1 pseudogene is annotated in these 393 nt (G+C 47.6%); it reads right to left on the bottom strand.

Annotated features, from left to right (window positions below):
* Window positions 1-393, bottom strand: a pseudogene (locus AC1DUA_RS40865) (hypothetical protein); the annotation flags it as partial.

Here is a 393-nt window from a genome sequence, read left to right as displayed (position 1 = left end):
CCCATGCCCAGCGGGAATAATCGCCTTCTTCTTTTTCACCCATTCTTCCACTTCAAACTTCACATAAAGCTCGTCCGTAGCTCCCCTACTAGAAGGAATCTCTGTTATCGCAGAGCGTGGAACAACCTTCCAATCTCTCACTCTTCCATACCAAGAGATACCCGCATCATCCGAACCAAATAGACGAATTGACTGATACAGTGCAACATACTCTAGTCGAGTCAGTACTTTATGATCCGTAATATTCCGCAAAGGAGTGTGGTAAAAACCATGCTCCAAAGCTGCATCCAACTGAAGCTTCTTGCTCAAAGCCCCGACCAGCACATTTTTCCCAGAAAGCTTGTTTCCGTAATACTCCTTCGTCCCCCGCGGCCGTGTTGTCCGCTCATAAGC

It is taken from the genome of Paenibacillus sp. 01T422, from assembly GCF_056398785.1.
Note: the sequence above shows the minus strand (reverse complement) of the source record. Positions and strands in the feature narration are given on the sequence as shown.